The organism is Sphingopyxis sp. (genome assembly GCF_016463645.1).
In the GTDB taxonomy this organism is placed as follows: domain Bacteria; phylum Pseudomonadota; class Alphaproteobacteria; order Sphingomonadales; family Sphingomonadaceae; genus Sphingopyxis.
Genome location: NZ_JAEMQX010000261.1, coordinates 1 through 1,762 on the forward strand (window position 1 = coordinate 1; position 1,762 = coordinate 1,762).

General features: G+C 68.1%; 2 protein-coding genes. Both read left to right on the plus strand.

Going from position 1 to position 1,762, the window contains the following annotated elements; all coding sequences use genetic code 11:
* The first annotated feature begins 122 nt into the window (after positions 1-122).
* Complete coding sequence (locus tag JHC57_RS22360) at positions 123-1,397, plus strand: hypothetical protein (RefSeq protein ID WP_294032754.1); 1,275 nt, start codon at positions 123-125, stop codon at positions 1,395-1,397.
* Positions 1,394-1,696 (plus strand): hypothetical protein, encoded by a 303-nt coding sequence (locus JHC57_RS22365; protein ID WP_294032755.1) that lies wholly within the window; start codon positions 1,394-1,396, stop codon positions 1,694-1,696. Before JHC57_RS22360 ends, JHC57_RS22365 begins: the two co-directional genes overlap by 4 nt.
* The last annotated feature ends 66 nt before the right edge of the window (positions 1,697-1,762 follow it).

Here is a 1,762-nt window from a genome sequence, read left to right on the forward strand (position 1 = left end):
ACACGGGGCGGCGTTGGGGACCCGCGCGTCGCTTCATCCGGCGCCGGTCCAAACATTCCCCTTTCCTACAATGTTCCAATATGGTTCGTTTGGTAAAATACAGCAAACCAAAGGAGCCATGCATGACCCAGGAAATCCTTCCGCCCCTCCCCGTCGTCCTCGACGCCGCGGACGATGTCGACGACCTTCCCGAAGAACTGGCCTTCACCCCGGTCGAACGGCGCAGCAAGCCGTGGACCGGCATCAACGCGCAGAAACAGCGCATCTTCATCGCGCAGCTCGCCGCGACCGGCGCGGTCAGCATGGCGGCGAAGGCGATCGGCCACAGCAGCTCGGCGCTCTACCAGCTCCGCAAGCGCGCGGGTGCGGAGAGCTTCGCCGCGGCATGGGACCGCGCGGTCGAGGCGGGCGCGCGCCGCGTCGCCGACCTGCTCATGGAATATGCGATTTACGGCGTGCCCGAGACGATCTCGAAGCGCGGTCAGGTCATTCTCGAACGCCGCCGCCCCAACATCCGCGCGATGCAGCATATCGCCGCGAGCCGCTTTCCGGAGAATTTCGGCGGCATCAACCCCGTCGACGGCCCCGGCACCGCGGTCCCGCACAGCATCCGCCGCCTGCGCGAGAAATGGCGGGCCGAGTGGGAGGCCGAGCGTCAGGCCAGGCTGCTCGAACATGACGCGCGCGCGCACCGGCAGGAAACCGACCTCGACGACCGCCTCCGCACCATCCGCACCGCCTTTCAGCGCCGGATCTCGCACGATCCGGTCAAGCGCGCCGCGTGGGACATGCTCACCGGCCCCGGCACCGACTGGGACGCGGTGCGCAAGGAGGACGCCTACCTCAATCCGCAAAAGCATGAGTGGCACATGCACCACCCCGACATGATCGTGCCGATCGGCGCCGGCGCGGGCAATATCGACTGGGCGACGCAAGAAGGCGGCGACCTCGCGCACCCGAACCCGCCCCCCGCCGACCATGTCCCGTGGACCGGGGGCGGCGAAGAGGATGAGATCTGGTTCGAACGCTACGAGGAGCATATCGTCGAGGGCGAGCCCGGCGAGAGCGACCCCGCGACCGGCAGGATCACCCGCGGCGACATGCGCGCCGCCGCGAACCGCCTGCGCGAACGCGCCGAGGGCTGGCAACAGGCGCGCCAGCCGGTGTACCGGCACCCCCACGGCTTTCTGGCAGACAAGCGCCTCAGCGGCGGCGGCACCGGCCGCGAACGCGACGAAACCCGGCGAAGGATCGAAAGCGCGATCGCCGAACTCGAACGCGAATGGAACGCGGCGTACTGCGAGGAAAGCTGGGCGGCGTGGAAGGCGGGGAAGCAGGCGAAGAGCGCCGACGCCGACGCCGACACGGGCCAGCCACAGGCCGGAGGCGAAGCATGAGCCTCCTCGAAGACGCCCGCGCCAACCGCATCGTCGCCCGCTTCGGCCGTACCGTAGCCATCGAATGGATCCAGCCGCGCGAACCCGACGGCGGCTGGACCAGCTATGGGAATTTCGAGCCCGGCAAGACGCAAGTCTGCCTGTCGGTCGGCCGCCTGATCCACGACGACGATTGCGTGAAGGTCCTCGCCGGATCGGCCATGCTCGTCGGCGACGAGGATGTGCGGCTGAGCGGGATCATCGAGATTCCGGCGCGGTGTGTGGTGCGGATTGTCCGGCTGGAGGAGGACAAGCCGTAATCTTTGGCCGGTGCACGAACCACTGCGTGGATTGGCGCTAGCCTCGACGTAAAGTCGTCCAGCGAG

Coding starts and splice junctions, on each gene's coding strand:
- JHC57_RS22360 (WP_294032754.1), top strand. CDS start 123: ATGACCCAGGAAATCCTTCCGCCCCTCCCCGTCGTCCTCGACGCCGCG.
- JHC57_RS22365 (WP_294032755.1), top strand. CDS start 1,394: ATGAGCCTCCTCGAAGACGCCCGCGCCAACCGCATCGTCGCCCGCTTC.